General features: G+C 42.4%; 25 protein-coding genes. 19 read left to right on the forward strand and 6 right to left on the reverse strand.

The annotated features are described in order from the left end of the window. The first annotated feature begins 594 nt into the window (after positions 1–594). Positions 595–1,653, forward strand: a complete 1,059-nt coding sequence (gene aroG / locus SWOO_RS05025; RefSeq protein ID WP_012323626.1) for a 3-deoxy-7-phosphoheptulonate synthase AroG — start codon at positions 595–597, stop codon at positions 1,651–1,653. Between the two features lie 67 nt (positions 1,654–1,720). Here aroG and SWOO_RS25825 read toward each other — a convergent pair whose 3' ends face one another. Beyond that, a complete protein-coding gene (locus SWOO_RS25825) occupies positions 1,721–1,897 on the reverse strand; it encodes a hypothetical protein (RefSeq protein WP_012323627.1) in 177 nt (58 codons plus the stop codon). Between the two features lie 300 nt (positions 1,898–2,197). On the opposite strand from SWOO_RS25825, the gene SWOO_RS05030 reads away from it, so the two are divergent. Together SWOO_RS05030 and SWOO_RS05035 are read left to right on the forward strand one after the other, a co-directional pair. After that, positions 2,198–3,973: an ABCB family ABC transporter ATP-binding protein/permease gene (locus SWOO_RS05030; protein ID WP_012323628.1), complete on the forward strand. Its 1,776-nt coding sequence runs from the start codon at positions 2,198–2,200 to the stop codon at positions 3,971–3,973. Positions 3,974–4,046: 73 nt separating this feature from the next. Then, positions 4,047–4,310 (forward strand): hypothetical protein, encoded by a 264-nt coding sequence (locus tag SWOO_RS05035; protein WP_012323629.1) that lies wholly within the window; start codon positions 4,047–4,049, stop codon positions 4,308–4,310. A 79-nt stretch (positions 4,311–4,389) separates the two neighbouring features. Here SWOO_RS05035 and SWOO_RS05040 read toward each other — a convergent pair whose 3' ends face one another. Then, complete coding sequence (locus tag SWOO_RS05040; protein WP_012323630.1) at positions 4,390–4,581, reverse strand: hypothetical protein; 192 nt, start codon at positions 4,579–4,581, stop codon at positions 4,390–4,392. 177 nt (positions 4,582–4,758) lie between these two features. Then, entirely contained in the window at positions 4,759–5,298 is a 540-nt protein-coding gene (locus SWOO_RS05045; RefSeq protein WP_012323631.1) for a phosphoglycerate mutase family protein, read from the reverse strand. Positions 5,299–5,414: 116 nt separating this feature from the next. On the opposite strand from SWOO_RS05045, the gene SWOO_RS05050 reads away from it, so the two are divergent. From SWOO_RS05050 to SWOO_RS05060, 3 genes are all read left to right on the forward strand, one after another. Further along, entirely contained in the window at positions 5,415–6,005 is a 591-nt protein-coding gene (locus SWOO_RS05050) for a DUF5610 domain-containing protein (protein ID WP_012323632.1), read from the forward strand. 104 nt (positions 6,006–6,109) lie between these two features. Continuing rightward, a complete protein-coding gene (locus SWOO_RS05055) occupies positions 6,110–6,850 on the forward strand; it encodes a ferredoxin--NADP reductase (protein WP_012323633.1) in 741 nt (246 codons plus the stop codon). A 31-nt stretch (positions 6,851–6,881) separates the two neighbouring features. Continuing rightward, positions 6,882–7,478 (forward strand): glutathione S-transferase N-terminal domain-containing protein, encoded by a 597-nt coding sequence (locus SWOO_RS05060; protein WP_012323634.1) that lies wholly within the window; start codon positions 6,882–6,884, stop codon positions 7,476–7,478. Positions 7,479–7,500: 22 nt separating this feature from the next. Here SWOO_RS05060 and SWOO_RS05065 read toward each other — a convergent pair whose 3' ends face one another. Further along, positions 7,501–7,818, reverse strand: coding sequence for a hypothetical protein (locus tag SWOO_RS05065; RefSeq protein WP_195742859.1), 318 nt, complete (start codon positions 7,816–7,818; stop codon positions 7,501–7,503). A 384-nt stretch (positions 7,819–8,202) separates the two neighbouring features. Between SWOO_RS05065 and SWOO_RS05070 the strand changes: the two genes are divergently transcribed. The 5 genes from SWOO_RS05070 (at position 8,203) to SWOO_RS05090 (ending at position 15,249) form a co-directional block, all read left to right on the forward strand. Further along, complete coding sequence (locus SWOO_RS05070; RefSeq protein WP_012323636.1) at positions 8,203–9,210, forward strand: Fe(3+) ABC transporter substrate-binding protein; 1,008 nt, start codon at positions 8,203–8,205, stop codon at positions 9,208–9,210. Between the two features lie 135 nt (positions 9,211–9,345). After that, entirely contained in the window at positions 9,346–10,977 is a 1,632-nt protein-coding gene (locus SWOO_RS05075) for an ABC transporter permease (protein WP_012323637.1), read from the forward strand. Positions 10,978–11,020: 43 nt separating this feature from the next. Next, a complete protein-coding gene (locus tag SWOO_RS05080; protein ID WP_012323638.1) occupies positions 11,021–12,049 on the forward strand; it encodes an ABC transporter ATP-binding protein in 1,029 nt (342 codons plus the stop codon). A gap of 409 nt (positions 12,050–12,458) precedes the next feature. Further along, complete coding sequence (ggt, locus tag SWOO_RS05085; protein WP_012323639.1) at positions 12,459–14,153, forward strand: gamma-glutamyltransferase; 1,695 nt, start codon at positions 12,459–12,461, stop codon at positions 14,151–14,153. A 160-nt stretch (positions 14,154–14,313) separates the two neighbouring features. Beyond that, the gene (locus tag SWOO_RS05090; protein ID WP_012323640.1) at positions 14,314–15,249 is read left to right on the forward strand and encodes a Dyp-type peroxidase; all 936 of its coding nucleotides are present in this window, start codon (positions 14,314–14,316) and stop codon (positions 15,247–15,249) included. A gap of 72 nt (positions 15,250–15,321) precedes the next feature. Here the strand turns inward: SWOO_RS05090 and argR are convergent, their stop codons facing one another. Beyond that, positions 15,322–15,792, reverse strand: a complete 471-nt coding sequence (argR, locus tag SWOO_RS05095; RefSeq protein WP_012323641.1) for a transcriptional regulator ArgR — start codon at positions 15,790–15,792, stop codon at positions 15,322–15,324. Positions 15,793–16,128: 336 nt separating this feature from the next. Between argR and mdh the strand changes: the two genes are divergently transcribed. After that, the gene (mdh, locus tag SWOO_RS05100) at positions 16,129–17,064 is read left to right on the forward strand and encodes a malate dehydrogenase (protein WP_012323642.1); all 936 of its coding nucleotides are present in this window, start codon (positions 16,129–16,131) and stop codon (positions 17,062–17,064) included. A 211-nt stretch (positions 17,065–17,275) separates the two neighbouring features. On the opposite strand, the gene ispB is transcribed toward mdh, so the two are convergent. Next, positions 17,276–18,247 (reverse strand): octaprenyl diphosphate synthase, encoded by a 972-nt coding sequence (ispB, locus tag SWOO_RS05105; protein ID WP_012323643.1) that lies wholly within the window; start codon positions 18,245–18,247, stop codon positions 17,276–17,278. A gap of 274 nt (positions 18,248–18,521) precedes the next feature. Here ispB and rplU point away from each other — a divergent pair, with 274 nt between their 5' ends. The 7 genes from rplU (at position 18,522) to SWOO_RS05140 (ending at position 22,716) form a co-directional block, all read left to right on the forward strand. After that, positions 18,522–18,833, forward strand: coding sequence for a 50S ribosomal protein L21 (gene rplU / locus SWOO_RS05110; RefSeq protein WP_012323644.1), 312 nt, complete (start codon positions 18,522–18,524; stop codon positions 18,831–18,833). 16 nt (positions 18,834–18,849) lie between these two features. Next, positions 18,850–19,104, forward strand: a complete 255-nt coding sequence (rpmA, locus tag SWOO_RS05115) for a 50S ribosomal protein L27 (RefSeq protein WP_012323645.1) — start codon at positions 18,850–18,852, stop codon at positions 19,102–19,104. Between the two features lie 133 nt (positions 19,105–19,237). Next, entirely contained in the window at positions 19,238–20,407 is a 1,170-nt protein-coding gene (cgtA, locus tag SWOO_RS05120; RefSeq protein ID WP_012323646.1) for an Obg family GTPase CgtA, read from the forward strand. A 50-nt stretch (positions 20,408–20,457) separates the two neighbouring features. After that, entirely contained in the window at positions 20,458–21,219 is a 762-nt protein-coding gene (locus tag SWOO_RS05125; protein ID WP_012323647.1) for a threonine/serine exporter family protein, read from the forward strand. Continuing rightward, positions 21,216–21,686, forward strand: coding sequence for a threonine/serine exporter family protein (locus SWOO_RS05130; RefSeq protein ID WP_012323648.1), 471 nt, complete (start codon positions 21,216–21,218; stop codon positions 21,684–21,686). The genes SWOO_RS05125 and SWOO_RS05130 overlap by 4 nt, the downstream gene beginning before the upstream one ends. 59 nt (positions 21,687–21,745) lie before the next feature. After that, positions 21,746–22,228, forward strand: coding sequence for a type 3 dihydrofolate reductase (gene folA / locus SWOO_RS05135; protein WP_012323649.1), 483 nt, complete (start codon positions 21,746–21,748; stop codon positions 22,226–22,228). A 101-nt stretch (positions 22,229–22,329) separates the two neighbouring features. Continuing rightward, positions 22,330–22,716: a DUF3718 domain-containing protein gene (locus SWOO_RS05140; protein ID WP_012323650.1), complete on the forward strand. Its 387-nt coding sequence runs from the start codon at positions 22,330–22,332 to the stop codon at positions 22,714–22,716. Positions 22,717–22,727: the final 11 nt, after the last annotated feature.

Here is a 22,727-nt window from a genome sequence, read left to right on the forward strand (position 1 = left end):
AATTAAAGGTTTGAGGCTTGCGTTTGAAATTTTATTCTCTATCTATATTTGATGGTGTCTGTAGGTGATAAATAGAGGGCAGCTCTGTTTTAAATTTTTTTGCCTCGTTTCTTCATTCTTTTGGCTCGAGATAATCATCTTATTTTGGGGTTTTTATGTGTAATTAGTCTGTTTTTGCTATCGTTATTAGCGGTTGGTACTGCTTTTGTTTGGGTGGTGTAGAGCGTTTTTTGAACTATTTGGGGTTGTTTTCTTGTATGGGATAAAAGCTTGATTAATCATCGCTTCGTTAATGGAATTGTCTTTTGATAACTCATTTTGAAAAGTTTTATATATGCGCATTTGAGCTCCTATGTTGGTTAAAAGCTAATATATTATTAAAGTTGTTGTAATGAAAATGCCATGAACTCACCCTTAGTTTAATAATAAAATTGGAAGTGTATATTTTAAGTTGTTGATAATATTTGCTTAAAATCTTTATTGTGTTTATTTGTTATATCCTAATTGCATTATTGATTAATACTGGATAAATTGAACTTAGTAGCATTGCCGAGAGAAATTTGTTTAACAGTAAGCCGGAGTAAGTTGATAACCATGTATTATAAAAATGATGATGTACGAATAAATAAGATCAAAGAGCTATTGCCTCCCATTGCGATTCTGGAACGATTTCCGGCAACCGAGAACGCGTCGGCAACGGTTTTTAATGCACGTGACAATATACATCACATTCTTAGAAAAAATGATGATCGCTTACTGGTCGTTGTCGGCCCTTGTTCGATTCATGACCCAGTGGCGGCACTTGAGTATGGGCGGAAACTGGTCAAGCTTAGAGAGCAGTATAAAGATCAGCTTGAGATAGTGATGCGAGTTTACTTTGAGAAGCCTCGTACAACCGTAGGTTGGAAAGGTTTGATTAACGATCCTGATATGGATAACAGTTTCAAACTCAATGATGGTTTACGAACTGCACGTAAGTTGCTGCTGGATCTGAATGACATGGGGATGCCAACAGCTGGCGAGTTTCTTGATATGATCACCCCTCAATATGTGGCTGATCTTATGTGTTGGGGAGCGATTGGTGCTAGGACAACAGAGTCTCAAGTGCACCGCGAGTTAGCATCGGGTCTATCTAGTCCTGTTGGCTTTAAAAATGGTACTGATGGCACAATTAAAGTTGCTATAGATGCAATTGGAGCTGCCAGTGCACCTCATCACTTTCTTTCTGTGACCAAGTTTGGCCATTCAGCCATTGTTGAGACTAAAGGAAACGCTGATTGCCATATCATTCTTCGTGGTGGCAAAGAGCCTAACTACAGCGCTGAGCATGTGAGTGAAATTAAGCAGCAGCTTGATAAAGCAGGTCTGGATCTCAATATCATGATCGATTTCAGCCATGCTAATAGTGCCAAGCAGTTTAAACGTCAGCTATTGGTGGGCGAAGATGTTGCGGGTCAATTAAGCAAAGGTGACAAAGCCATCTTTGGTGTGATGATTGAAAGTAATCTTATTGAGGGGCGTCAGGATTATATTCCAGGCGAGCCTTTATGTTATGGACAGAGTATTACCGATGCCTGTATCGGATGGAATGATACTGAATCTCTGCTTGAGACACTAAATCAAAGTGTCAAAGTTAGACGCGATAATATATAAGTTAACATAGATGTAAAAAAGGAGGCTAATGCCTCCTTTTTTATTGTCAAACATTGGCTTATAGTAATTAACCTTTGCCCTGTTTAACTATATATTCATTGGCTTTAGCAAGGCTTCCAAATGAAGCAATGAGGTTATTTTGACCTTTTTTCTGGATATCAGTGTCGCCCGATTGGGTCATCATCCATACCCAGGTTTGAATGAGAGGCAATGGGGGATATTGATTTTTTGATGAATCCAGCATGTATGTTTCCTTAAAATAACTGAGTAAGAAATAGTAATTCCTTACCTTGAGCGGCTGTAAGCTTCTGGGTCGAAGAGTATCAAATTCTTTTCATTTGCATAACAGCAATTGGCTCCATTCGAGCCATATTAAAAAATAATCACACGTGTCGACACCTTAGTCTATATTATTTTTTATCTTTGTCAGTCAAAAGTGCTACTTGTATTTTAATTAAACAGGATTAGTAAGATGAAAATTGAATATACTTTAATCTGTCATAATGAGATTTCTTAGATTAATAAACTTATAAATGGAACTTAAATGCGCCCCTCTCTCTATTTCGATGGACCTGTAGATAAACTAAATTGGCATGTGCTTAAACTCCTTTGGCCCTATCTTTTTGAGTATAAAAAGCGGGTTGCTTTGGCACTTTTATGTTTAATTATCGCTAAAGTTGCCAGTGTTTCTTTACCCTTTGTGCTTAAATCTCTAGTTGATACATTGACTGAAGCATCACCTGAGCAGTTGATTAGCGTGCCTATCTCTTTGGTCATCGCTTATGGATCACTGCGCCTATTAAATACCCTTATTTCTGAAGTTAGAGATACCCTTTTTGGCCGAGTGACTGAGCGAGCTATACGTCGTTTAGGCCTGTCTGTTTTTGAGCATCTACATCGATTAGATCTCGAGTTTCACCTAGAGCGTAGGACTGGAGGTCTATCCAGAGACATAGAGCGAGGAACCAGCGGGGTTAACTTTTTGATGCGGTTTATGGTGTTTAATATTGTGCCGACAATATTAGAGATCGCTCTGGTGATAGGTATTCTATTTTACAACTATGGGGTTGCATTTGCGGCGATTACACTAGGAGCCGTTGTGGCCTATGTAGCTTTTTCCGTGTTAGCCACTGAGTGGCGAACAGGCTTTGTGAGGGAAGCGGCAAAAGCCGACTCACATTCAAATTCTCGTGCAATTGACAGCTTACTTAATTATGAGACGGTAAAGTATTTCAATAATGAAACCTATGAAGCTCAAAGGTATGACATGGCACTGGAGGAGTGGGAGCATGCAAAGCGCAAGAATCGCTTATCTCTTTTTGCACTCAATGCGGGTCAAGCGTTTATTATCTCAACGGCAATGACCTTGATGCTCGCCTTAGCAGGCTCTCACGTAGTGAGTGGCGCGATGACGATAGGTGATTTTGTGTTGATAAATGCTTTTATGATGCAGTTATTTATTCCACTTAATTTTTTAGGTTTTGTCTATCGAGAGATCAGAGGGGCATTAGCCAATATTGAGCGTATGTTTGGTTTATTAGACAGAAAGCCTCTGATTGAAGATAAAGAGAATGCAAAAAAGCTGGCGATAGGAGCGGGTGAGTTAACATTTGAGGATGTTAGCTTTAGTTATGACTCTCGTCAGATTTTAACATCAATTAGCTTTTCTATTTTACCGGGTCAGAAAGTGGCTATTGTTGGCGATAGTGGTGCTGGCAAATCAACCATAGTGAAGCTTCTGTTTCGTTTTTATGATGTGGATAGCGGAAGCATCAGTTTAGACGGGGTCAATATTGACTCACTAACTCAGCATGCACTTAGACAATCCATAGCGATAGTGCCCCAAGATACGGTGCTGTTTAATGACTCTTTATTAGAGAATATTCGTTATGGCAGACCGGGTGCTAGTGATGAGGATGTTGCTGAGGTTATTAAGATGGCACACCTTGCTCACTTTGTTAGCTCCTTGCCCGAAGGCTGGGATACCAAAGTGGGAGAGAGAGGGTTAAAGCTTTCCGGCGGCGAGAAACAACGAGTTGCGATTGCAAGAGCGATCTTGAAGGGCTCCCCATTATTGGTGTTTGATGAGGCGACATCATCACTTGATAGTCACTCAGAACAGGCGATATTAACCGCATTGAAAGAGGTGGCTAAGGGGCATACAAGCTTGGTGATTGCCCATAGGTTATCAACAGTGGTTGATGCCGATCAGATTATCGTGTTGAGCCAAGGTCAAATTGTTGAAACAGGCGACCATTCATCCCTATTAAAAAACAATGGTTTATATTCCAAATTGTGGACTATCCAAAATCAGAAATGAGAGTTCAGCATAGGTTCAGCTAAGCAGTTGTATAATAGCCATACTCAAAGATAACAACTTGGTGAGATAATTGATGAAGAATATCCCTTTGCAAGTCAATATTGAAGGTCAGGATAGTACTGTTGATACTGATTGGTTGGCGATAATGGCAACCTTAAAAAAACGTGGGCTGTCACAGAGTGAATTATCGACCATCTATCAGGAGTTATCGGCGGGAATGCGTGTGACAACTCGAGGCTTAACCTTAGCCGAAATCAAACCCAGCATCGCCTTAGATGGGATTATTCGTGAAACTAAGTTTTCAGAGAATGATTATGTGGGCATGATACGCGCGTGAACTTAATCATGGGCTTAACGTTGGTCTTCTAACTTAGCTTAGTCTTCTAGCTAAAAAGATAGAAGGTTTGTGCTGAACCTTATTTGGTCTTCCAGCCTTTGCATGACAGACTGATATTTTTAGGTTCAGTTGGCATAGGTAGTAAGCTGATGATCTCGCCTTGGTGATAGCAAATCGTCTCTCCCTCAATAACCGTAAAGCGTTCACAGCTTTGACAGCTAAGTGATGGCTCCTTAGTTGATGGAACTTGATTTACATATTCTGAACTCAATTCGAACTCCTCATAAATTTGTTAGGTGTATTGGTTTTTACAGGCGCGGATTGTGAAGCATGTCTCAATAAAACACCAGCACTCATTATTGGTAACTCATCCTATTTGAACAATTATACTAATTGCTAATATTCATTTCTAATACTCCACTATTGCTAAGTTATAATATCTGCCTGTTTAATCATCATATTTTGTGTGGATTAAGCCAACCTTGTTTTCAGGAGAGATAGATAAAATGTATATATTGTTGTAGTCAGTTTCAGTTATTTTATCGATCTCAGGTCCGCCTAATGCACTAATAAGCAGTGAAATCGTATTAGAGTGGCCGGCGACGAGCACATTTCCCGTTTCAGCTTTAATAGCTTTAGCTCCCTCTCTTATATGTTTTTCTATTCCCCCATCTAGTTCCATGACTTTTATCGCTATATCTCTACTTTGACTGATGGGCTTTAGTGTCTCTTGAGTGCGCTTAAAGGGAGTGGCGTATAAGGCGCTCAGTGGCATCTCTTTTAGCGCAAGACGTAGTTGATCCGCGCGCTGTTCACCTGCTGGCGTCAAGGCTGGATCTTTTCCTTGATTTTGTCGCTTCTCTGCATGTCTCACTAAGATAACGACCTTACCTTCTGGTTCGATAGCTGAGACTTTAGGTTCTGAGGCAAGAAGAGGCGTGGTAAAAAAGAGTAATAAGATAATGGAGGATAAGAGAAATCTTGGCATATTTAGTCACCTATTTTTTCGAATATAGCAAGATAACAAATTAAATTAATAAAAACTAAAGTTGCACAAAAAATGGTCGATAATGATTGTATAAAGTTATCATTTGAGAGGCTGTTATGGAAATTAAAAACCATGGCGCAGAAGTATCCCAAGCTGCAAAAAGTAATACTCAGACAACCGAGAATCATGGAAAGTCAGTCTCTGAGGTGGCGACAAATAAAACGGCTTATGCCAGTAGTAAACAGTTGATGAATTCAGCCATTATTTCAGCACAACAAGAGGTCAGTTTAAGCTCAAGTAATGAGCCGCTTGTACTGCTATACCGTGCAGCAATCGAAGCGATCAATGAAGAGTTAGCTCCTTCAATGGGTGAGAATGCGCTACAAACAGCCTATGACAATGGGGTTGATACGTCGCCTGAGGCAACCGCTGACAGGATCGTCAGTTTTGCCACCAACTTTTTTAGCTTATACCAAGAGCAAAATTCCAATATGTCGTTCGATGAACAGTTGACCTCATTTATGGAGATCATTGGTGGGGCGATCGATCAAGGCTTTGATGAAGCTAAAGATATTCTAAACGGCTTACAAGTTTTGGAAGGTGATATAGCAGATGGTGTTGATCAGACCTACTCCTTGGTTCAGGATGGGTTGTTAGCATTTAAAGAGAGTTTTAATGACGCGGATGACTCCTTAACGGCCTCTTAGACTATATGACTCTGGTTTTGCATACCAATCGGTATATCGATTGGTATTACCCTCTCTTATATGCTAAATATCAATTAGGAAAACTATAGTTATCGGAGCGATGAATGTGGGTTGATGGCGAAGTTATTGAACGAACGGATTGGTGTGACAATTTATTCTCTTTAAAGATCAAAGCTAGTATCGAACCTTATATCGCAGGTCAGTTTATTAAGTTAAGTCAGATAATTAATGATAAGAGGATCGGCAGAGCTTACTCTATCGTTAATGCCCCTAACTCTGAATATGTTGAAGTGTTGGCTGTGTCGGTACTCGATGGGCTGCTATCTCCAAATCTGCAACAGCTTAAGGTCGGTGACCATATTGAGGTGTCCAGTAAAGCGGCAGGCTTTATGACATTAGATGAGGTGCCACCTCAAGGCCAAGATCTTTGGCTTCTAGCCACAGGTACTGCGGTTGGTCCCTTTATCTCCATTCTTGAAACCGATGAGCCTTGGGCAAGGTTTGATCATATTGTTCTGGTTTATGGTGTGAGAGAAGCGAAAGATCTTGCTTATAAAGAGAAGCTATTAGCACTCGAAAAGCGTTACCCTAACCAATTTAAACTACTCTTTTCTGTCACTCGAGAATCATACCCTAATGCGTTAGAGAGCCGAATATCCACTGCTTTAGCATCGGGTGAAATTGAGCAGCGTCTTGGACTTAGGCTTACCGCTGAAGATTCACAGGTGATGCTTTGTGGTAACCCTGAGATGATTAAGGATGCTAATAATATTTTACTTGAGAAAGGGCTGAGTAAGAATCTACGACGAGCCCCAGGTCAGATCACGATAGAGAAGTATTGGTAGCGCTTATCTTTTGGAGCAAGGGATTGATAAAATGAGACTATTGTATTCAGATGCTTCCCCCTATTCTCGCTGTGTTCGGGTCTTGATCCGTCACCTTGAGATTACTGGCGTTGAGGAGTGTATTGTTGATCCTATGGAAAATAGTGAGCTCTTGCTTGAGTTAAACCCGTTAGGAAAAATTCCCTGTTTGCAGCTCAATGATGGTTCATCCCTCTATGACAGTGAAGTGATTTTACGCTATTTAGATCATGAGTTTGGCGCTAATCGACTATTTGGTGAATATGGTTATAACTGGAAAAATGAGTGTCAGCTGTCATTGATTAATGGCTTATTAGACTCAGCAGTTGCGCTTAGGCAGGAGCAGATGCGAGAGCTAGAGGGAAAGCGTTCGCTTTTTTGGACATCTAGATTCGAGATGGCTCTGCTTCGCGGATTAAAAGAGATAGAGCAATCGGGGGTAATGGTAAGTCCTCAGTTGACGATTCAGCAGATAGGATTAGCCTGTTTACTTGAATATCTCGACTTTAGGCACGCAGATCTTCAATGGAGAAAAGTGGTACCAGCGACAGCAACTTGGTTATCTGGCTTTGAACACCTCTCAATGATGAAAAGTACTAGGCCAATTTAATCTGAGCTATCAGTTTTGAAGCTTACTCCTCTTCATGATCCTCTTTACGGCGACCTCGTGATAATTTTCGGCGATTTTTTTCGCCAAAGGCTCCATATAGTTCCTTAGTTACGCCAAATTCTAATCTTCTATTTTCCTGAGTGCCTCGTCTATCCTCCTTGTGTTGATAGTGGCAGTTGCATTGAGCGATATCACACTCCTTTAGTGGGATATGAGGTGCTTCATGTGAGAGGTAGTAGGTGTTATTAAGCTCTTTTACTGCTTGGCAAGCAGGTTCGCCTTGAATAATGGTGACACAATGATAAGGGTGTTTGGTTGAGCAAAATGGGGTGCTTTTCACCTCGGGAGCCGATTCGGAAATGTGTGTAGGAGCAGCTTTAGCTGCTCTTTTACGTTTTCTATGTGGTTGATGGTAAATATAAAAGCTGACTGCGATTATCAACAGAACAAGGATCCCCCCAAGCATGAGCATATTTTCCTTATATAAGAGTCTCTTATTTTATTGTAGTTCGATAAAATGTATCTGCCTGAATAATGAGGTGAATAAGGATATCTTCTTCGCCAGCTACCCTCTGAGTTTCCCTATAGAAGGGAAAAGTATGTGTATGAGTTAACAATTTCGATAACAAAACTTGCTCATTGACGGCGGATTTATTACCCTAAGTACAATTGATAACTATTATCATCGCCATGTTGGCTTTGGTGTGCTGTATAGGGTATATAGATGAAAATAATAAAAAATCTGGCAGTTCTAGGCTTAGTGTGTTTTGCCTCTGTTGCCAATGCCGCAGATAAATTAACTGTTTACTCCTACCGACAAGCTTTTTTAATCGATCCAATCTTAAATGACTTTACCAAAGAGACGGGGATCGATGTTGATGTGGTCTTTTCCAAAAAAGGGATTGCAGAAAGAATGATGCGTGAAGGGAGACTTTCGCCTGCCGATGTGGTGCTTACATCAGACTTTTATCGCCTAATGGAGTTAGTAGATAAAGAGCTCGTGGTTCCAGCTTCCAGTGAACTGTTAAACAGCAATATTCCAGCTCAGTATCGCTCTCCTGATGAAACCTGGTATGCATTAACAATGCGAGTGCGCAATATCTACTCCTCTAAAGAGCGTCTAGGTAAGCTCAATATTAATTATGAAGATCTGGCAGATCCCAAATACAAAGGAAAAATCTGTACTCGAAGTGGTAAGCACCCTTATAACATCTCTTTGGTTGCTTCTATGATTGCCCATCACGGTGAGGCAGAAACTAAAGCTTGGTTGACTGGATTAAAAGCAAACTTAGCCCGTAAGCCTCAGGGAAATGATCGCGCTCAGGTTAAAGCGGTTAAAGAGGGACTTTGTGATCTAGCCATAGGGAATAGCTATTATCTAGGTAAGATGTTGCAAGATCCTAAACAGGTACCATGGGCTGAAGCGGTCGAGATCAATTTCCCAAATCAAGATAACTCAGGCTCTCATATCAACGTCTCCGGTATGGCGTTGGCTAAGCACTCTCGCAACAAAGATAATGCACTTAAGTTGATGGAATATCTGTCGGGTGATAAAGCGCAGAAAGCTTATGCTGAAGTGAACATGGAGTATCCGGTTAAAGCGGATGTTGAGCCATCTGCTTTGGTTGCATCTTGGGGTGAGTTCACAGCGGATAGTTTACCTATCTATAAGCTTGCCGAATTCCATCATGCTGCGGTTAAGATGCTAGATGAGGTTAAGTTCGACCTATAACTTTTTTTTAGATTAAAATAGCAGGTCTTACTTTGTAGGGCCTGCTATTTTTTTACAATTAATAATCGTTTTTATTTAAGTTTTAATTTAGGTTTGTAGTGGATAATATCCCTATAAGTTCCAGTGGAAATATTGATGATTTTAGGTTTATCCAAACGTTGGTCGCTGACAGGTTATTTTATCGCCTTAGTGATCACGCTTCCACTTGTGGCAATTCTTATTCAGGCGATGCTTCCTGATGAGTCTGTATTTGACCACCTCTTTGATACTGTGCTGCCCACTTACATCAGTAACACTATTTTATTGATGTTTTGGGTCTGTCTAGGCGCAATCCTGATTGCGACACCTGCCGCCTGGCTAGTTGCAAAGTGTCACTTCCCTGGGCGTTCTATATTTCAATGGGCACTATTGTTGCCATTAGCCATGCCGGCATATGTGGTGGCGTATGTGTACACGGATCTGTTGGATTATGCTGGACCTATTCAGTCAGCATTGCGTGGTTTTTTTGGTTGGGGTTCTCCTCAAGACTACTATTTCCCTGAAGTGCGCAGCTTAGGCGGCGCGTCCATGATGCTAGCATTTGTGCTATTTCCCTATATCTACCTGTTGGCAAGAACTGCATTTATGGAGCAATCTTCGAGCCTACAGCATGCAACACGGGTTATGGGGTGTGGTCCTTGGCAGAGTTTCTGGCGTTTTAGTTTACCTATGGCAAGGCCTGCACTCGCTGTTGGGGTTGCTTTAGTTGCTATGGAGACAGCTGCTGATTTCGCCACTGTGAGTTATTTTGCTGTGCCGACATTAACCACGGCAGTGTATGACACTTGGCTGGGTTATGGGAGCTTATCTGCGGCGGCGAAGTTATCGGCAATTATGTTACTTGTTGTTTTCACAATGATAGGTTTTGAGCGGTTTGCTCGAAGAAAACAGCAGTTGTTTCAAAAGCAAAGTGGAGCCGAGCTGTGTGAGCTTTACTCTCTAAAGGGGATTAAATCTCTGCTCGCGACGGGATACTGTACTCTGCTGCTGCTTGTTTCATTCCTACTACCTTTTATTATTTTACTTAACTATGCATGGCAATATTTTGATGAAAGCTGGCATATTGAGTTTTTAGCGTTTAGCTTTAATAGCTTCTATATTGCGGCGATTGTTAGCGTCATCTCAGTAACACTTGGGATATTGCTGATGTTTATCAGCCGCGTTAGCCCAAGAAAAGCGGATCTGCTCCCCTCACGCTTATCCTCAACTGGCTATGCGCTTCCTGGCACCGTCTTGGCTATTGGTATCTTGGTTCCTCTGACTTATCTGGACTTTGCAGTTAATGATCTTTATGAGTATTTAGGTCAACAAGGCCCCGGGCTTATCTTTACCGGCAGTGTCTTTGTACTTATTTTTGCTTTTTGTATTCGTTTTTCAGCCATCGCTATTGGCAGTGTCGAGAACAGCTATAAGCGTATCTCTCCCTCCTTAGACATGGCTGCCATAACCATGGGATTAAAGCCTAGCTTACTACTTTGGCGAGTTCACTTGCCTCTGTTAAGAAAAGGGGTATTCGCAGGTATGTTGCTTGTCTTTATCGAGTGCATGAAGGAGTTGCCTGCAGCCTTGTTGTTACGGCCTGTAGGTTTTGAAAATCTGGCGACTTATGTATTTCAGTTTGTCTCCGATGAACAGTTAGAGCATGGTGCTTTGGCTGCAATCGTGATTGTTTTGGTTGGTTTAGTTCCGCTTATCTATCTGAACCGTTCATTGGAGCAACAGAAGTGATTCAGTGTTGTTTGAAATTTTTTGTATCCCGGAGTAGATCTGTATGTCGACGTTAACCATCAGTGATGTTCATAGTGATTACCAAGGACAACAGGTTCTTAAAGGGTTAGATCTTACCCTTAAAAAGGGTGAGATTGCGGCACTATTAGGCCCTAGTGGTTGTGGTAAAACCACGCTTTTAAGGGCCATCGCAGGGCTGCAAACCATCAGTCAAGGTGAGATATGCATCAATAAGCGAGTGCTCTCTGGACCAAATGTATTTGTACCAAGTGAACAGCGTGGCGTAGGCATGATTTTTCAAGATTACGCCCTATTTCCTCATCTGAATGTGGCTGATAACATACTTTTTGGAGTAAAAGGGGGGACGAAAGATCAGCGTAAGAGACGTCTTAATGAGATGCTCTCATTAGTTAAGCTCGATGGGTTAAGTCAGCGTTTTCCCCATGAGCTTTCTGGTGGCCAGCAGCAGCGAGTATCTATTGCACGAGCATTAGCCTATGAACCTGAGCTTTTACTCCTCGATGAACCCTTTTCAAATATTGATGCCAAGGTACGTGGTGAGATGATGCTGGAGATCCGCGCTATCTTAAAAGAGAGTAATGTCAGTGCGGTGTTTGTGACTCACAGTAAAGATGAAGCTTTTGTGTTTGCAGATAAGCTTGCTCTCTTTAATGGAGGACGAATAGCGCAATATGGTACGGCTGAGGAGCTGTATAGTTCACCTGATGACAGGTATGTTGCTGAGTTTTTGGGGGCAGGTAACTATCTTCAAGCTACAGTTAGCAGCCCCACCAGTGTTGAGACTGCCTTGGGAACTTTTAAAAGTTCCGCTGAGTTGAAGCATGAGCTTAATTATAAGGGGGAGTTGATGTTAAGGCCTCAGCAACTGGAGATTGTAGCTGATGAAGCTGGAACAGGGGTTATCTTAGAGCGTCGTTTTTTAGGGAATACTTGCCATTATAAGGTTAACGTCGCTGAGCAGAGCTATGAGGTGAATAGCCAACTTAGTCAATTAGTTCCGGGTCAACGAGTTAGCCTGACAACCCCTGTTCACTCTTTAGTCATGTTTTGATGATTCATACCCAAGCTACCTCAAGGTGCTCGTTTCAGAGCCCCCGTAGGATAGCTGAACAAGGCAGTGATTGAGGATAATGGTTATTCCCTTGTTGATATCACTAACGCAGTGCAGAGATTCTACGGGAACTCCCGAAGGGCACGGCGAGAAGCAACATTTTTCTGTGTTATGAAATATTGAATTACGACTGCATGGATGCGGAAGGTAGGGCGAAGCAGGATGCCAGAGCCGAGAATAACTAGTCCTACTATTTCATGAAGACCGCCATGGATGGCGAGAATGTCGTTAATGCAGGAGCAATTAACGACCTTGAACTCTGTCACTTCTCGACATGCTGAATCCTGCATCTTGAAGTTGTTTGGGTACAATCCCCACCTCATGATAGCTTGTTATTATTGGAGGGGTTATGAAAATAGAAATAGTAGCTGTCTTTATCGCCTTAGTGACATTTGGGGCTAATGCTGCAGACAGAATAACAGGTAAACCTTTTGCGACTCGTTCTGAGGTCCTAGCCACCAATGGAATGGCTGCTACCAGCCAGCCCCTTGCAACCCAAGTGGCTCTGGATATCCTTAAACAAGGTGGCAGTGCTGTTGATGCTGCTATCGCTGCCAATGCGATGTTGGGCCTGGTAGAACCGACGGGCTCTGGTATCGGTGGCGATCTATTCGCCATTGTATGGAGCGCTAAAGATAAGCGCCTTTATGGTATCAATGGCTCTGGAAAAAGCCCAAAAAGCTTAACTTTAGCTAAATTAAAACAGCTAAATTTAGACTATCTTCCTCCCTATGGGCCTTTGCCTGTTTCAGTTCCTGGTGCAGTGGATGCTTGGTTCGAACTTCATGATAAGTTTGGTAAGCTTAAAATGGCCAGCAACTTAGCCCCTGCAATCGATTATGCTCGCCAAGGCTTCCCTGTTTCAGAGCTTATCGCTTACTACTTAGCACGAAGCGCACCTAAATTATCTCAATATCCTGGTTTTAAAGAGACCTACATGCCTAGTGGCAAGATGCCAAAGAGTGGTGAGATCTTTAAAAATCCAGCGTTAGCGAATACCTATGAAAAAATTGCGTCAGGTGGGAGAGAGGCTTTTTATCAAGGGGTTATTGCTAAGAGCATTGTCAGATATATGAAAGATCAGGGCGGATACCTCTCCTATGAAGATTTAAGTGAGCATAAGAGTGAGTGGGTTGAGCCCGTTTCAGTGAACTACCGCGGCTATGATGTGTGGGAGCTTCCCCCCAATGGACAAGGTATTGCAGCATTACAGATTTTAAAAACCTTAGAGCCATTTAATCTCGAGCAAATGGGGCCGGGGAGCACTGAATATATTCATCATTTTGTTGAGGCTAAAAAGTTGGCCTTTGCCGATAGAGCCAAGTTTTATGCTGATATGGACTTTAACGCTATCCCTGTGGCTGAGCTTATCTCTGAGGAGTATAACTACCAAAGGGCCAAGCTTATTGATGCAAACCAGGCTAAAAGAGTTGTTGATGCAGGCCATCCTGCATTAATGCATGGTGATACCGTGTATCTGACTACCGCAGACCGCGAAGGAAATATGGTGTCGTTAATTCAAAGTAACTTTAGAGGGATGGGGTCGGGAATGACGCCGCCAGATTTAGGCTTTGTATTGCAAGACCGTGGTCAGCTGTTTGATCTTAGCCCTGGACGTTTTAATAGCTACGCTCCAGGTAAGCGCCCATTTCATACCATTATTCCTGCTTTTGTTACTAAAAATGGCAAGCCCTGGTTGAGTTTTGGCGTCATGGGTGGTGCCACTCAACCTCAGATGCATGCACAGATCTTGATTAACTTACTCGACTTTAAGATGAACCTACAGGAAGCGGGAGATGCACCGAGAATTTTGCACTCTGGTTCATCTCAGCCCACAGGGGAGAAGATGTCTGATGGCGGATATATTAGTTTGGAGTCTGGTTTTTCTGTTCAGACGAGAAGAGAGTTAATCAAGAAAGGTCATAGTTTAAAAGATAACTTAGGTGGGTTTGGTGGTTATCAAGCAATAGCGGTTGATCCTGATACTGGCGTTTATCGGGGTGCTTCTGAAAGCCGCAAGGATGGACAAGCTTCGGGGTATTGAACTCTCAAATCTTAGAGTTAGGTGTTAATATAGTTAAAATGTATGCTAGTTTGTTGGTGGGTAGTAATCCTATTAAATGTGCGTTAGTTAATATCATTAATAGCTAAAATTGTAGATAATGCTGCCGATAATAAATTAGTGCTAAAGGGTGATTAAAGAGATGGATAACCAGGTTATGCCTCGTGAACAGTTGGGTGTTTGTGCTGAAGGTAATTTGCACAGCGTGTATTTGATGTTTAATGCTAATGATGGCGTCGAATCTCAGTTACGACCTTGTTTAGCTAACGTAGCTCAGTATGTCTATGAGCTTAGTGATCAATATGCTGATAGCGCATTCAATGGCTTTGTTGCTATCGGTGCTAACTATTGGGATAGCTTATATCCATCAGCCCGCCCAGCGCAGTTGAAGCCGTTTCCTGCGATGAATGCAGATAATCGTGATGCGCCAGCACTTGAGTATGATCTTTTTGTGCATATTCGTTGTGACCGTTTCGATATTCTACACCTGGTTGCTAATGAAGTGTGCCAAATGCTTGAGGGGCTCGTTGAGCTTGTTGATGAAGAGCGTGGCTTCCGCTTCATGGATAATCGCGATCTCACAGGTTTTGTCGATGGCACTGAAAATCCGAAAGGGCGTAATCGCCAAGAGGTTGCATTAGTAGGTAGTGAAGATGAGGCTTTCAAAGCTGGCAGTTATATTCATGTACAGAAATATGCACATAATTTAAGTAAGTGGCATAGGCTCCCGCAAAAGAAGCAGGAGGATATCATTGGCCGTACAAAGCAGGACAATATTGAGTACGCATCTGCCGACAAACCGTTAACAAGCCACATTAAGCGAGTTAATCTCAAAGACGAGCAGGGTAATTCGATGGAGATCTTGAGACAAAGTATGCCTTATGGTTCGGTTAAAGAGCAGGGGCTTATGTTTATCTCAAACTGTGGGAACTCAGTTAACTTTGAAAAGATGCTTGAAAGTATGGTTCAGGGAGATGGGCATGGGCACCATGATCACTTACTTCACTTTACCCAAGCATTAACAGGTTCCTCTTTCTTTGCTCCTTCACTGGATTTTATGGAAAAAGCTGCGGATTAATCCTTTATAGCTACCATAAAAAAACGCACCTTAAAGGTGCGTTTTTTTATGGTATATACTCTACCTTGCTAATTAATTAGTAAAATTAAATAGTGATTTGACAGTAATTAATGTTTTGTCGATCTCTTGGATATTTGATGGCGTAATAAAGATGGTATCGTCGCCAGCAATAGTGCCCAGTATTCCTTCGGGCTTGCCTATCGAATCAAGCAAACGAGCAATAAGCTGTGCAGCACCAGGGCTGGTTCTTACAACTATCATCGCTTGGTTATGATCAACATCTAATACTAAGTTTTTCAGCGGGCTACCAGCGGTAGGCACGCCTAGTTCAGCTGGAAGACAGTACACCATCTCTTGCTTGGCGTTACGTGTACGAACAGCGCCAAACTTACTTAGCATTCTAGATACTTTGGATTGGTTGATATTGTTATAGCCTTCAGCTTGAAGCGCGATAACAATTTCACTTTGGGAGCCAAATCGCTCCTCTTTTAAAATTGCTTTAAAGGTCTTAACGAGTTCGTCTTGAGTTTTTGCTGCCTGCATAATTTTATTATTCTATATTCAAAAAACTGAGGTATTTTGAATATATTAGTCGATTTTGTCAACAAATACCCGACTTTAATGAATAAGAATGCAATTTTGTACAGCAAGGAGGCCTAAAGATCAGCCTAAGTTATATTAGTAATGGCGATATTACGCTGAAAAAGTCACTTCAAGCTTGAAATATGACGTTCTTAGACTATTTATTAATCATAATGACCATAAAAGCCTAACCACGACTAAGGGATAATTGAAATCTCTTTGTGATTCCAGTAATGTTGCCGACATCTTGAATGTAGACCTACATCACAAAACACCTAAGAAAAGACGGAGATAACTATGAAAGTTGCTGTACTTGGTGCCGCAGGTGGTATTGGACAAGCTCTTGCCCTACTACTTAAAACACAATTGCCTGCCGATTCTAAACTATCACTATATGATATTGCTCCTGTAACACCTGGTGTTGCCGTTGACCTTAGTCATATCCCGACAGCTGTAGAAGTTAAAGGTTTTGCAGGCCAAGATCCTTCGCCTGCACTTGAAGGTGCTGATGTTGTTCTTATCTCAGCGGGTGTTGCTCGTAAGCCTGGAATGGATCGCTCAGATCTATTTAACATCAACGCAGGTATCGTTAGAAACCTAGTTGAAAAATGTGCTGCAACTTGCCCTAAAGCACTTATCGGTATTATCACTAACCCAGTAAACACAACAGTTGCTATTGCTGCTGAAGTGTTGAAAGCGGCAGGTGTATACGATAAAAATCGTTTATTTGGTGTGACAACTTTAGATGTGATCCGCTCTGAAACTTTTGTTGCTGAAGCAAAAGGTCTTAACGTTGCCGATGTGAATGTCAATGTTATTGGTGGTCACAGTGGTGTGACGATTCTTCCACTTCTTTCTCAAATTGAAGGCGTGAGCTTTAGTGATGAAGAGGTTGCTGCATTAACAACTCGTATCCAAAATGCTGGTACTGAAGTTGTTGAAGCTAAAGCTGGCGGCGGCAGTGCAACACTTTCAATGGGTCAAGCGGCTTGTCGTTTTGGTCTGTCACTTGTACGTGGTCTTCAAGGCGAAGCCAACGTTGTTGAGTGTGCTTATGTCGATGGTGGCAGTGAGCATGCAGAGTTCTTCGCACAACCAATACTACTTGGTAAAAATGGCGTAGAGAAAGTACTAGCCTATGGTGATGTGAGTGAGTTTGAAGCAAACGCACGCGATGCCATGTTAGATACACTTAATGCTGACATCAAACTAGGTGTTGAGTTCGTTAAGTAATGATTGTCTGAATACATCAGATAATAAAAAAGGAGCCTAACGGCTCCTTTTTTGTACATGGATGTATTTATCCCCGATCGCAGGGATAGCGATTGAGGGGGTTGTACATGGATGTACTTATCCCAGATCGCAGGGATAGCGATTGAAGGGGTTTGTACATGGATGTACTTATCCCAGATCGCAGGGATTAGTTTTGGCAACCTATATTTAATTAATGGTTACGAGCTACCGCTATTTTAGCCAGTGAAATTAAAGCTTGCTTATAGTCACTCTCTGGAAGGATAGAAAGTGCGCCTATGGCCTTTTCAGCTTCCTCCTGAGCACGTTTATAGGTGTATTCAAGCGCGCCACAGTTATCAAGTGCTGCTAAAATGGGGTCGATACTGTCTGTACCATCACCTTTCTCAATTGCTGTGCGAATAAGCGTCTGTTCTGTTTCTGAGCCGTGGGCGATAGCATAGATAAGTGGAAGAGTGGGTTTCCCCTCAGCAAGATCATCACCTATGTTTTTACCTAGCTCTTCAGTATCAGCAGTATAATCAAGTAGATCATCTGTTAATTGGAAAGCGGTGCCTAAGTATTTACCATAGTCAGCTAAAGCGACCTGTATCTCTTTAGGGCTGTCAGCTAACACACCTGCTAAACGGGTTGCAGCTTCGAAAAGCTTGGCCGTTTTACAGTAGATGACGCGCATGTAGCTCTCTTCGGTAGTATTTGGGTCGTTGCAGTTCATTAACTGCAGTACTTCACCTTCGGCGAGCACATTGGTTGCATCGGCAAGCACTTCAAGCACCTCCATGCTACCCAGTTCAGTCATCATCTGGAATGAGCGGGTATAGAGGAAATCTCCGACTAGTACGCTGGCACTGTTACCAAAAAGGGCATTAGCAGTTTCTCTTCCGCGGCGTAACATAGACTCATCAACAACATCATCATGAAGCAGTGAAGCTGTGTGGATAAATTCAATAATGGCGGCAAGCTTCAGGTGAGCTTCACCATTATAGTCAACTGCACGTGCAGCTAAGATAGAGAGTAGGGGGCGCATACGTTTGCCGCCGCCGTTAATAATGTAGAAGCCTAACTGATTTATCAGGGCTACATCAGATTCTAGTTGTTTGTATATTAGCTTGTTGACGTTTTGCATGTCGTTGTCGGCTAACTGACGAATAGCGTTCAAATCCATATATAGGCTCTGGTTGGTGGGGAGTAATAGATATTAGACACCCCATTTATGGCTTAAATGTTATAATGAATGGGATTCTACCTAAAAATATACTCTAAGGCATCATAAGAAGCCGATACTGGGAGTAATTCCGTTCTTTTTTTATTCTTATTGAATTAGGGCTTGTCAGCTTGGTGTTCTTAGCGTAAACTCCGCGACCATTGTCATTAAAGCTTTTATACACCCCTGCCTCAGAGTTGAGCCGGCGTGTTAGAAATATCGGAGTGAAATAGCTATGTACGCTGTTTTTCAAAGTGGTGGTAAGCAACATCGTGTTGCCGAAGGCCATACTGTTCGTTTAGAGAAATTAGAAGTCGCTACAGGCGAAACTGTTGAATTTGACCAAGTTCTTTTGGTTGCAGACGGTGAGACTGTACATGTTGGTGCACCTTTAGTTGAAGGTGGTAAGGTTGTTGCTGAAGTTGTTAGCCACGGCCGTGACGAGAAGGTAACTATTGTTAAGTTCCGTCGTCGTAAGCACCACGACAAGAAAATGGGCCACCGTCAGTGGTTCACCGAAGTTAAAATTACAGCTATCAACGCTTAATTAGGAGATATAACTCATGGCACATAAAAAAGCTGGCGGTTCTACTCGTAACGGCCGCGATTCAGAAAGCAAACGTCTTGGTGTAAAGCGTTTTGGTGGTGAATCAGTTCTTGCTGGTAACATCATCGTTCGTCAACGTGGTACTAAATTCCACGCTGGTGTAAACGTAGGTGTTGGTCGTGACCACACTCTATTCGCTTTGACTGACGGTAAAGTTAAGTTCGAAGTTAAAGGTCCTAATAACCGTAAGTTTATTAGCATCGAAGGCTAATCTTTAGCTAACGCTAAGATTGCTTATTAAAGCCCCGCCTTTGGTGGGGCTTTATTGTTTATGGTAAAAATTTTTTGGCTACATGAATCACAAAGAAGTATAATTCTTTTATTCTGTGGCGCCCGGAGTAGGTATGAAGTTTGTCGATGAAGCTGTGATCAGAGTCGAAGCTGGTGATGGTGGTAGTGGTTGCGTCAGTTTTAGACGTGAGAAATATGTACCCGATGGTGGCCCAGATGGCGGCGACGGTGGTGACGGTGGCAGTGTATATCTGCAAGCCGATGAGAGTTATAACACCCTTATCGACTTTCAATTTGAACGTTTTCATCGTGCAGAGCGTGGCAAAAATGGCCGCGGTCGTGACTGTACTGGACACGGTGGCGAAGATCTAATTCTTACAGTGCCTGTTGGTACCCGTGCTATCGATGAAGAGACGCAAGAGTCTCTAGGTGATTTGACCAAACATGGTCAAAGAATGTTAGTTGCCAAAGGCGGCTTTCACGGATTAGGCAACACGCGCTTTAAGAGCAGTACTAACCGTGCACCTAGACAGAAGACTTTAGGGACACCAGGTGAAGTACGCAGCTTAAAACTTGAGTTAATGCTGCTTGCTGATGTGGGTCTTTTAGGCATGCCTAATGCGGGTAAGTCTACCTTTATTCGTTCTGTTTCAAGAGCCAAGCCAAAGGTTGCCGATTACCCATTTACTACATTAGTGCCTAACCTTGGTGTTGTTAACCCAAGACATGGTCAAAGCTTTGTTATTGCTGATATTCCAGGTCTGATTGAAGGTGCTGCAGATGGTGCAGGACTGGGTGTTCAGTTCCTAAAGCACCTTGAACGTTGTCGCGTATTACTGCATATCTTAGATATCGATCCTATTGATGGCTCTGATCCGGTAGAGTCGGCTCGTGCGATTGTTGCTGAGCTTGAAAAACACTCACCTAAGCTTGCAAGCAAGCCTCGCTGGTTAGTGATTAACAAGACCGATCTTATGCTTGAAGATGAGCTTAAAGAGCGCGTAGAAAATATCGTTAAAGAGCTTGAGTGGGAAGGCGATGTTTACACTATTTCAGCCTATAACCGCGAAGGTACGGAAGCATTAAGTCTTAAGCTTATTGATTTTATTGAGGCTCTACCACCAGAGGAAGAGATAGATAAAGAAGCTGAAGTTGAGTTCAAGTGGGATAACTACCATGAGAATGCAAACGAGTCATTAAATGAAAATTTTGAAGATGATTTTGATGACGATGATGACTTCGACGATGATGATTACGACGTAAAAGTGATCTATCAAAGGTAAGAAACGTCAGTCTTTTCCAGTATTATTGAGATATTTTTTTTGAGACTAGTGTGTACGCCGATACTCAAAATGATATAACTCGGCAAGTTGTCCGAGTGGCTCAACTCCTGTTGGCCTATGGCGCTGAATCAGAGCTTGTCGAAGAGATAAGTCAGCGCCTTGGTCATGCTTTAGGCATAGCCAGCGTAGAGATCTCCATCTCCTCAAACTCCCTTGTGTTAACTAGCTTGGTTCATGGTCGCTGTATTACCACGACACGCAGAACCCGTGAACATGGCATTAATATGACCATTATCTGTGAGTTGCAGCGGATCTGCTTACTCACTGAGAAGGGCTTATATGGCATTAATGAGGTGAGAAAGCGGGTCTCTCGAATTGAACCAAGAACTTACCCTAAGCGATATTTAGTGCCCATGATAGGGCTATCATGTGCCAGTTTTTGTCATCTGTTTGGTGGCGACCTTGCTGCTTGCATGATCACTTTTTTGGCTTCCTCCATTGGCATGTTTGTACGGTTATCAATTGCTAAGCATCACTTTAACCTACTGCTTAATTTTGCAGTGACCGCTTTTGTGACTAGCATGATTGCGCAAGTTGGTTATCAGTTTTCACTGACTGAGACTCCTAAATTACCCATGGCTGCAAGTGTTCTAATGTTAGTGCCAGGCTTTCCGATGATTAACTCTATTTCAGATATGGTGAAAGGGCATCTAAATGTCGGGATCTCCCGCTGGGGACATGCGACGCTACTAACAGTCTCTTCCGTTATCGGGATTACCGTCGCGATGCAATTGGGCGGGCTATTTTTATGATAGAGCTGTTATTAAAGCTGCTCAATGACGCCATCTTTTCAGCTATTCCTGCTGTCGGCTTTGCGATGGTATTTAATGTTCCTAAGCGATTTTTACCTTACTGTGCAGTGGCTGGTGCCTTAGGTCATAGTTGTCGTACCTTGTTGTTACACGTTAACTTACCCATAGAGTGGGCAACTTTTGTCGCTGCCGCCTTGGTTGGGTTGGTGACTATTGGTTTTGCTAAGCGTCATTTAGCACCGCCTTTAATGTATGCCGTTGCTGCAATTATTCCCATGATCCCAGGAACGTATGCATTTAATACTGTCATAGCTTTGGTTCAGCTGACGGCTCAGTCAGAGATAAGTCCTGAACTCACCTCTGCAGTTATTAGTAACGGCTTAAAAACGGTATTTATATTAGGCGCGTTATCTGTGGGGCTGGCGATGCCGAGTCTGCTCTATTTTAGAACTCGACCCGTAATATAACCTCTACAAATTAATTGTCTTACTCTCAACTAAATCAATAAGAAACTCTTGGAGATAGTATGAAAATTGCCTTGATTGCAGCGATGGCTAACAATCGCGTTATAGGAAAAGATAACCAGATGCCTTGGCACCTTCCTGAGGATCTTCGTCATTTTAAAGCGATGACCTTAGGCAAGCCTATTGTCATGGGACGTAAGACATTCGATTCAATTGGTCGACCACTACCTGGACGTCATAATATTGTTATTAGCCGTCAAGAGGGGCTAAAGATTGAAGGAGTAACATGTGTCAGCTCCTTCGATGCTGCTGTAAGCGCTGCTGGTGATATTGAAGAGTTAGTTGTAATAGGTGGTGGACAGCTCTATAGCGCTACGTTAGCGCTGGCGGATAAGTTATACCTCACTGAAATCAACTTAGATGTCGACGGGGATACCCATTTTCCGAGCTGGGATGACGGAAGCTGGCTGTTACTTGATGAAGAAGTTGGCGTAAATGATAAAGGTTTGGAATATCGCTTTATCAATTTGGTGAAAAAATGTTAAATTAAAGTGCTTGCTACATTCCCTGATAGCAAGTGCGGACATCGCCCTACCGGTACTCCGCTTAAAAACATAATAATTAATAAATATTAAAGGAGTACCTGATGCGCCTGTTGCCTATATCGATAGCTGCTATTATTGCAGCCTCAAGCTATACGCTTCCTGCCCATGCCAACAATCAGCTAGCTGCAAATATCTGTAACTATGTTCAGGCTGATGATAAAAATAGACTGCGGAAAAAACTAAAAGAGAACCGCGTCAAACTACGTAATATCTATTCAAGTATCTCATGTAATGGCGATAGCTTACTTCGCACTGCATTTAAAAGTGGCTCAGATAAAGTGGGGACCTTTGTGGCTAAACGCCTTTCAGTCTCAGAACTACAAGCTGCTGAAGCCGATGGTACTAGTATTTCAGCTTGGGCTGATGCTAATGGCCATGGTGCTAGTGCTATTAACTCCGCGATTAAAAATCGTATCTCTGGCGGATAATTAAGTATCTA

It is taken from the genome of Shewanella woodyi ATCC 51908 (genome assembly GCF_000019525.1).
Taxonomy (GTDB): domain Bacteria; phylum Pseudomonadota; class Gammaproteobacteria; order Enterobacterales; family Shewanellaceae; genus Shewanella; species Shewanella woodyi.